This is a genomic window from Streptomyces sp. NPDC006265, from assembly GCF_040613555.1.
GTDB lineage: Bacteria > Actinomycetota > Actinomycetes > Streptomycetales > Streptomycetaceae > Streptomyces.
This window is the reverse complement of record NZ_JBEXSH010000444.1, coordinates 1-7,376: the sequence shown is the minus strand read 5'-3', so window position 1 is coordinate 7,376 and position 7,376 is coordinate 1. Positions and strand designations below refer to the sequence as shown.

At 71.3% G+C, this 7,376-nt stretch carries 9 protein-coding genes; 1 reads left to right on the top strand and 8 read right to left on the bottom strand.

The window, feature by feature from the left end:
• The 7 genes from ABZ281_RS29770 to ABZ281_RS29740 all read right to left on the bottom strand — a co-directional run.
• A partial coding sequence (locus ABZ281_RS29770) for a class I SAM-dependent methyltransferase (protein WP_356660436.1) occupies window positions 1-802 on the bottom strand: 802 nt, incomplete at its 3' end.
• Window positions 789-1,676, bottom strand: a complete 888-nt coding sequence (gene rfbD / locus ABZ281_RS29765) for a dTDP-4-dehydrorhamnose reductase (protein ID WP_356660434.1) — start codon at window positions 1,674-1,676, stop codon at window positions 789-791. The genes ABZ281_RS29770 and rfbD, both read right to left, overlap by 14 nt.
• Complete coding sequence (gene rfbB / locus ABZ281_RS29760; RefSeq protein ID WP_356660432.1) at window positions 1,673-2,653, bottom strand: dTDP-glucose 4,6-dehydratase; 981 nt, start codon at window positions 2,651-2,653, stop codon at window positions 1,673-1,675. Before rfbB ends, rfbD begins: the two co-directional genes overlap by 4 nt.
• Window positions 2,650-3,717: a glucose-1-phosphate thymidylyltransferase gene (locus ABZ281_RS29755; RefSeq protein WP_356660430.1), complete on the bottom strand. Its 1,068-nt coding sequence runs from the start codon at window positions 3,715-3,717 to the stop codon at window positions 2,650-2,652. Before ABZ281_RS29755 ends, rfbB begins: the two co-directional genes overlap by 4 nt.
• A gap of 103 nt (window positions 3,718-3,820) precedes the next feature.
• Window positions 3,821-3,994, bottom strand: coding sequence for a hypothetical protein (locus ABZ281_RS29750; protein WP_356660428.1), 174 nt, complete (start codon window positions 3,992-3,994; stop codon window positions 3,821-3,823).
• 177 nt (window positions 3,995-4,171) lie between these two features.
• Complete coding sequence (locus ABZ281_RS29745; protein WP_356660426.1) at window positions 4,172-4,591, bottom strand: CBS domain-containing protein; 420 nt, start codon at window positions 4,589-4,591, stop codon at window positions 4,172-4,174.
• A 74-nt stretch (window positions 4,592-4,665) separates the two neighbouring features.
• On the bottom strand, window positions 4,666-5,601 hold the full coding sequence (locus ABZ281_RS29740) for a LysR family transcriptional regulator (protein ID WP_356660424.1): 936 nt from the start codon (window positions 5,599-5,601) through the stop codon (window positions 4,666-4,668).
• A 156-nt stretch (window positions 5,602-5,757) separates the two neighbouring features.
• Between ABZ281_RS29740 and ABZ281_RS29735 the strand changes: the two genes are divergently transcribed.
• A complete protein-coding gene (locus tag ABZ281_RS29735; protein ID WP_356660422.1) occupies window positions 5,758-6,453 on the top strand; it encodes a type 1 glutamine amidotransferase domain-containing protein in 696 nt (231 codons plus the stop codon).
• 25 nt (window positions 6,454-6,478) lie between these two features.
• Here the strand turns inward: ABZ281_RS29735 and ABZ281_RS29730 are convergent.
• A partial coding sequence (locus ABZ281_RS29730) for an ATP-binding SpoIIE family protein phosphatase (RefSeq protein ID WP_356660420.1) occupies window positions 6,479-7,376 on the bottom strand: 898 nt, incomplete at its 5' end.

The following is a 7,376-nucleotide window of genomic DNA, read 5'->3' as shown; positions in this document are numbered from 1 at the left end:
AGCGGCTCACGCCGGCCTGCTGCAGGGCCTTGCGCAGGGGCTCCCAGCCGATGGAGCGGGGCAGTCCGCGGTTGCGGGCCTGGGTGAGGGGACGCCAGAAGCCCGCTTCCAGGAGGGTTTCCGGGCGGACCGCCCCGGCCCGCTCCAGGATCGCCTCGGGGACCTTCTGCGGGTCGGGGATCTTGTACTCGGCCATGATCTCGTCGTACTTGTCGTGCAGGACCCGGTTGTCCGGGTCGGCGCCGAAGACGACCAGCTGGCCGGTGGGGGCGGTGTCCACCTGCACCGTGACCAGGTCCGGGCGGTAGCGCGCCAGCACCTCGGTGATCTTGTAGACGTCACCGGTCCAGGCGTTGGTGTGCCGGTCCCGGGCCGCTTCGTCGATGCTGCGCGGCAGCATGTCGTCGAGGACGATCACACTGCCCCAGTCCGAGTACTTCTCGACGTTCATGAAGTCGCGCAGCGCGAACTCGAACAGGTGCATGCCGTCGATGAACGACAGGTCCAGCGTGGTCCGGCGCCAGTAGCCGATCGGGCTGCGGCCACGGCGCAGGTTGCGCAGCGGGTGGCGGCCGCCCTTGAGGTGCTGGAGGGGATTGTCACGCGCGAAGAAGTCGTCGCTGGTGGCCTTCACCAGGTGGACGTCGCACCTCAGCTCCGAGACCACCTTGAAGGCGGGGTCGATCGCGATGCTGGGGACGCGGGACAGCGTCAGGCTGCGCCCGTCGTTGACGCCGATCTCCAGGTAGTTGCGATTGGCGCTGGCCTTGTGCAGTTCCCGGAGGAACTCATGGCGTTTCACGAGGAAGACCTTCCTTGCGGATGCGGGGCAGTGCTTCGTGCAGGGCGGAGCGCCAGTCGCGCGGCAACGGCAGGCCGATCTCCTGCCAACGGCGGTGCGCGAGGGCGCTGTACGCCGGGCGGAGCGCGGGCCGGGGGAAGGCCGCGCTGCTGGTGGGGCGCACCCGGTCCGGGTCGGCGCCGATGAGGGAGAACACCTCCCGGGCGAGGTCGAACCAGGTGACCTCGCCGGAGTTGGTCGCGTGGAAGACGCCGTGCGCCTCGGGGCCGAGACCGGGACCGAGGTCGGCGATCCGCTCGGCGACGTCCGCGCTCCAGGTGGGCTGCCCGCGCTGGTCGTCGACGACGTCGAGGGTGTCCCGGCGGGCCTCCAGTCCGATCATGGTCCGGACGAAGTTGGAGCCGTGGACACCATAGAGCCACGCCGTGCGCAGCACCGCGCTCGCCCCGGGGAGTTCCTCCAGCACGGCCCGCTCCCCGGCCAGTTTGGTGCGGCCGTAGGCGGTGCGCGGGCCGGTCGGGTGGTTCTCCGGGTAGGGGGTGGTGCGGGCCTCGCCGGAGAAGACGTAGTCCGTGGAGACGTGGATCAGGCGGGCGTCGTGCGCGGCGCAGGCCCGGGCCAGCAGGCGCGGGCCGTCGCCGTTGATCTCCAGGGCGCGGTCCTCGTCGGTCTCGGCGTCGTCGACGGCCGTGTAGGCGGCGCAGTTCACGACCACGTCGGGGCGGTGCTCCCGCACGGCGGAGTCGACGGCCGAGGCGCTGGTGATGTCCAGGGCCGCGCGGTCGAGGCCGACGACGGTCTCGCCTCGGCGCGTGAGTTCCTCGACGACGTCCCGGCCGAGCATCCCGCCCGCGCCGGTGATCAGCCACCTCATGCCCGCTCCTGGGCGACGCGCTGCTTCAAGGGCTCCCACCAGGCCCGGTTGTCGCGGTACCAGGCGATGGTCTCGGCGAGGCCGGTGGTGAAGTCGTGGCGGGGGCGGTAGCCGAGTTCGTCGCGGGCCTTGGAGCAGTCGACGGAGTAGCGCAGGTCGTGGCCCTTGCGGTCCTCGACGTACTCCACCCGGTCCCAGTCCGCTCCGCAGGCTTTGAGGAGCAGGCCGGTGAGTTCCTTGTTGGTGAGCTCGGTGCCGCCGCCGATGTTGTAGACCTCGCCGGGCCGGCCCTTGGTACGGGCGAGGTCGACGCCCCGGCAGTGGTCGTCGACGTGCAGCCAGTCGCGGATGTTGCGGCCCTCTCCGTACAGCGGCACCGTGTGGCCGTCGAGGAGGTTGGTGACGAACAGCGGGATGACCTTCTCGGGGAACTGGTGCGGGCCGTAGTTGTTGGAGCAGCGCGTGACGCGCACGTCCAGGCCGTGGGTGCGGTGGTAGGCCAGCGCGAGCAGGTCGGAGGAGGCCTTGGAGGCCGAGTACGGCGAGTTGGGCTGAAGCGGGTGGTCCTCGGGCCACGAGCCGGACTCGATGGAACCGTAGACCTCGTCGGTGGAGACGTGCACGAAGGGACCCGTGCCGTGGCGCAGGGCGGCGTCCAGCAGGGTCTGGGTGCCGAGGACGTTGGTGCGGACGAAGTCGGCGGCGCCGCTGATCGAACGATCCACATGGGACTCGGCGGCGAAGTGCACAACCTGGTCCGCGTCGGCCATCAGCTTGTCGACGAGTTCGGCGTCGCAGATGTCGCCCTGCACGAACTCCAGCCGCGGGTGGGTCAGTTCGAGGTTGTCGAGGGTGCCGGCGTAGGTGAGCTTGTCCAGCACGGTGATGCGCGGCGCGTCGGGCGCGTCCGAGGCGAGCAGGGCCCGGACGTAGCGGGAGCCGATGAACCCGGCGGCGCCGGTGACGAGGAGGTTCATGAAGTGATCTGCACCTTGCTGTGATCTCCGAGGACGAGACGGTGGGCGCTGGGGACGCTGGGGGCGGGGGTCACCTCGACGTGCCGGCCGATCAGCGAGGCCTCGATGCGGCCGACGCCCTGGATCGAGGAGTCCCGCAGCACGATGGAGAACTCCAGCTCGCTGTCGGTGATCCGGCAGTTCTCGGCGACGGAGGTGAAGGGGCCGACGTAGGAGTTGCTGACGACGGTGCCCGCGCCGATGACGACGGGTCCGACGACACGGGAGTTGACGATCCGCGCGCCCTCTTCGAGCACGACGCGCCCGATGGTCTCCGACGCGTCGTCCACCTCGCCGTCGATACGGCGCTCCACGGCTTCGAGGACCGTGCGGTTCACCTCGAGCATGTCGCCGACGTTGCCGGTGTCCTTCCAGTAGCCCTTGATGACCGTGGAGCGCACGTCGGCGCGAGTGTCGATCAGGTGCTGGATGGCGTGGGTGATCTCCAGTTCGCCGCGCCAGGAGGGTTCGATGGCGCGGACCGCCTGGTGGATGAGGGGCGTGAACATGTAGACGCCGACCAGCGCGAGATCGCTCTTGGGCTGGTCGGGCTTCTCCTCCAGGCCGATCACCTGGCCGGACGGGTCGAGTTCGGCGACACCGAAGGCACGCGGGTCGGCCACGCGGGTGAGCAGGATCTGGGCGTCGGGCCGGTTGCCGCGGAACTCCTCGACGAGGCCGGTGATCCCGCCGACGATGAAGTTGTCGCCGAGGTACATCACGAAGTCGTCGTCACCGAGGTAGTCCCGGGCGATCAGCACCGCGTGGGCCAGCCCGAGGGGCCGCTCCTGGGGGATGTAGGTGACCTTGAGGCCGAACTTCGACCCGTCCCCCACCGCTTCCCCGATCTCCTCGGCGGTCTCCCCGACGATCATGCCCACATCGGTGATGCCGGCCTCGGCGATCGACTCCAACCCGTAGAACAGAACGGCCTTGTTGGCCACGGGCACCAGTTGCTTGGCCGACGTGTGCGTGATCGGCCTCAGTCTTGTTCCTGCGCCGCCGGACAGCACGAGAGCCTTCATTCGGTTCACCTTAGTCGTGATCCGGCGGATGTGAACGCCACTTCTTTTAGTTGTCGATGCGCGGGGTTGCCGGGCTCGTCACCGCGCTGTCCACAGGGGGGTGTCAGTCCTCACCTCGGACGATGTTCCACTCCGCCCCGGAGTGCGCCACTGCGGGTGTGCCTCGGTCCTCGACCGCGGGGAGGCAGGTGCGCGGCGCGGCCTTTCCGCGCAGACGGCGTGCCTTCGACCAGCCGGTCTCGTGCTGACGGACGACGGGCTTCTCACTGGTGTCCATGGACTCCACGACTCATCATCTTCCTTCTGCTTCCGCTGTTGTTCGAGTCCCCAGCGGAAAACCGAACAAACCCGGACCGGGACGCCTGTGTCGCGGTGTCGAACTCCCGTGCTCCGGCCCGGGGTTCAGAAGGCGTGTTCGGAAGACGGGTCGAGAAGTCGGGTCGAGAAGGCCCGGTCAGGCGTTGGGGCGCGCGGCGCTGATGTCACCGAGCGCCGACTCCGGGTCACGCTCCATGGCCAGGTCGCCCAGGGAGACGATGCCCACGGGGTGCCCGTGGTCGACGACCGGGATGCGGCGCACGGAGTGCTCGCGCATCAGCTCCGCCGCCTGGGCCAGGTCGTCGTCGGGGCCGACGGTGACCAGTTCGTCACTGCACGCGCCGGCCACGGTGATCCGCTCCGGGTCACCGCCCCGGCTGACCGTCCGCACCACGATGTCACGGTCGGTGACCATTCCTCGTAGCTGGTCACCGTCGGTCACCAGTACGGCCCCGAGGTCCTCGTCACGCATGATGCGCGCGACCTCGGCGACGGAGGTCTGCGGTTCGACGGTGACCGGGTCGCCGGTCATGATGTCGCGGACATGCTGAGCCATGACGTTCCTCTTCCTTCGGCTCGTGGCGGTTTCTCCGTCCTGTGCCGCGGCGGGTACCCGGTCGGCCCGCGGCGTCACCAGGTGCGGCCGGCCTCCAGCAGACGGTCGCGGACGAGGGTCACGTGCGGGTTGTCCGAGGTGCCCGGCCGCTGGACGAGGAAGCCGGTGTTGATCGGCGCGTCCTCGGGGGCGTCGAGGAGGACCAGCGCGCCGGACGCCAGCTCCCCGGCGCACAGGTAGCGCGGCAGCACGCTGTAGCCGGCGCCGGCCGTGACCAGCGCGAGGACGGCCCTCAGGTCCGGCACGGAGACGGCGGCGCGGCAGTTCAGGCGCCGGCCGAAGACGTGCCGCCAGTAGCGGCGCACGATGGGCAGGTCCTCGGCGTACGTGATCAGCGGGATGCCGTGCAACACGGCGGGTCCGTCGGCGGCCGGGCGCTGCGCGACGCGGTCGGCCCAGGCGGGGGCGGCGACCAGGACGAACTCCTCATCGGTCAGCGGCACCGCGGACAGGGTGCGGCCGCGGGGCCGGGTGGTGGCGATCACCAGGTCGTGGCGGCCGGCGCGCAGTTCGTCGAGCAGGGGCTCGGTCAGTCCCATGGCGACGCGCAGCCGTACGCCCTCGGTGACGAGCGGGGCGAGGGCGGGCAGGGCCCGGGTGGACAGCAGCTCGGCGGGCCCGGCGAGGTGGACCGGCTCGGCGCGTGACCGCTCCCGGGGTCCGTACCCCGTGGCCTCCGCGAGCGCGTCGAGGGGGGCCGCGACCCGGGCGGCGAGTTCGTCGGCCACGGCGGTCGGGGCGACGCCGCGCGGCAGCCGCTCGAACAGCTCCCGGCGGGTCTGCCGCTCCAGGGAGCGGATCTGCGTGGTGACGGTCGGCTGGGACAGGCCCAGCAGCTGCGCGGCGGCCGTGAACGAGCCGGACCGGTGGACGGCCAGGAAGGTCCGCAGCAGGTTGAGGTCGTACTGCGAAGGCGTGCCGGTCGCGCCGAGGGGATCGATGGGCCTCACACGGTCCGACCCTACCGCGCCCCGACATTGGAATCCCTATGCCTGCCATTGGCTGTGCCATTGGAAAATCGGCGGTCCTGGCGCCTACGGTCGTCATCGTCCCAGTCATCGCCGCGCTGTCCGGCCGCGGCTCGTCCCCACGGAGATGCACTCACCATGTCGAAGATCCTCTTCGTCGTCACCGGCGCCGACACCTGGACCCTGGCCGACGGCACCGCGCACCCCACCGGCTTCTGGGCCGAGGAGGCCGTCGCCCCGTACGAGGCGTTCCGGGCCGCCGGCCACGAGGTCGTCGTGGCCACGCCCGGCGGTGTCGTGCCCACCGTCGACCGGGCCTCCCTCGCCGCCGAGGTGAACGGGGGCCAGGAGAACGCCGACCGCGTTGCCAAGGCGCTGGAGTCCTTCACCGAGCTGCGGCGTCCCGTCCGGCTCGAGGACGTCCGGCTGGACGACTACGCCGCCGTCTTCTACCCCGGTGGCCACGGCCCGATGGAGGACCTCGCCGTGAACGCCGACTCCGGCCGGCTGCTCGCCCGGGCCCTGGAGTCGGGCAGGCCGCTCGGGGTCGTCTGCCACGGGCCGGCCGCGCTGCTGGCCGCCGTCGGGGCCGACGGCGGCAATGTCTTCGCCGGCTACGAGGTCGCGGCCTTCACCAACGCCGAGGAGATCCAGGGCGGCCTCGCCGACCGCGCCGAGTGGCTGCTCCAGGACCGCCTGACCGAAGCCGGGGTGACCGTGCGGACCGGCGAGCCGTGGGCCCCGCACGTGGTCACCGACCGCAACCTGGTCACGGGCCAGAATCCGGCGTCGTCGGCCCCGCTGGCGGAGGAACTGCTGAGGCGGCTGGGCTGAGCGGGAGCACCGGCCTCCGGCCGGGTCAGCGTCCCAGCACCAGTTCCGCCCACACCTGTTTGCCGCCGCTGACCGGCAGGGTGCCCCAGGTCGCGGAAAGGGCCTCGACGAGGAGGATCCCCCGGCCGCCGGTGGCCTCCCAGCCGATACTGGTCGGTCTGACCGGGGAGCGGGGTGAGGCGTCGGCAATGGCGATGCGCAGGCGGTTGTCGACGAGGGTGAGGTCCATCCGGACCTTGCCGTCTGTGTGGACCAGGGCGTTGGTGACGAGTTCGGAGACGACGAGGAGCGCGGCGTCGTAGTCCACGGTGACGCCCCAGGAGCGCAGGGTGCGCCGGGCGAAGCGGCGGGCGTGTCCTACGGCCTGCGGCACCCGCCAGACCGTCCAGCTCTCCCGGAGCGGGCGCAGTTCCATGCCGTCGTAGCGCAGGAGGAGCAGGGCCACGTCGTCGCTGCGCGGGGCGTTGCCCAGGAGGGCGTCGGCGACGAGCCCCATGTCGGTGGGGGCGGCTTCGGCGAGCCGCTGCGCCAGGTGCTCCATGCCTTCGTCGATGTCGGAGTCGGGCGTCTCTACGAGCCCGTCCGTGGCCAGGGCGATGACGGTGCCGGCCGGGAGCCGGAGCGGGCTCATGGGGAAGTCGGCCCGGGTGACCACCCCGAGGGGCGGACCGCCCTCCGCCTCCGCGATCTCGGTGCTGCCGTCCGGGTAGCGCAGCACCGGCGGCAGGTGCCCGGCGCGCACGCACCAGCCGGCACCCTCCTCCAGGTCGACGTCGACGTAGCAGCAGGTGGCGAAGAGGTCACTCTCCATGTCCATGAGGAGCCGGTTGGCGTGCGCCACCGTCGTGGGCAGCGGCGGCGCCTCCTGGCCGGTCAGCGCCCCGACGGGGTCGGGGGCGACGGTCGCCGGACTGCCCTTGGAC

Coding starts and splice junctions, on each gene's coding strand:
- ABZ281_RS29755 (WP_356660430.1), bottom strand. CDS start 3,717: ATGAAGGCTCTCGTGCTGTCCGGCGGCGCAGGAACAAGACTGAGGCCG.
- ABZ281_RS29745 (WP_356660426.1), bottom strand. CDS start 4,591: ATGGCTCAGCATGTCCGCGACATCATGACCGGCGACCCGGTCACCGTC.
- rfbB (WP_356660432.1), bottom strand. CDS start 2,653: ATGAACCTCCTCGTCACCGGCGCCGCCGGGTTCATCGGCTCCCGCTAC.
- rfbD (WP_356660434.1), bottom strand. CDS start 1,676: ATGAGGTGGCTGATCACCGGCGCGGGCGGGATGCTCGGCCGGGACGTC.
- ABZ281_RS29750 (WP_356660428.1), bottom strand. CDS start 3,994: ATGGACACCAGTGAGAAGCCCGTCGTCCGTCAGCACGAGACCGGCTGG.
- ABZ281_RS29735 (WP_356660422.1), top strand. CDS start 5,758: ATGTCGAAGATCCTCTTCGTCGTCACCGGCGCCGACACCTGGACCCTG.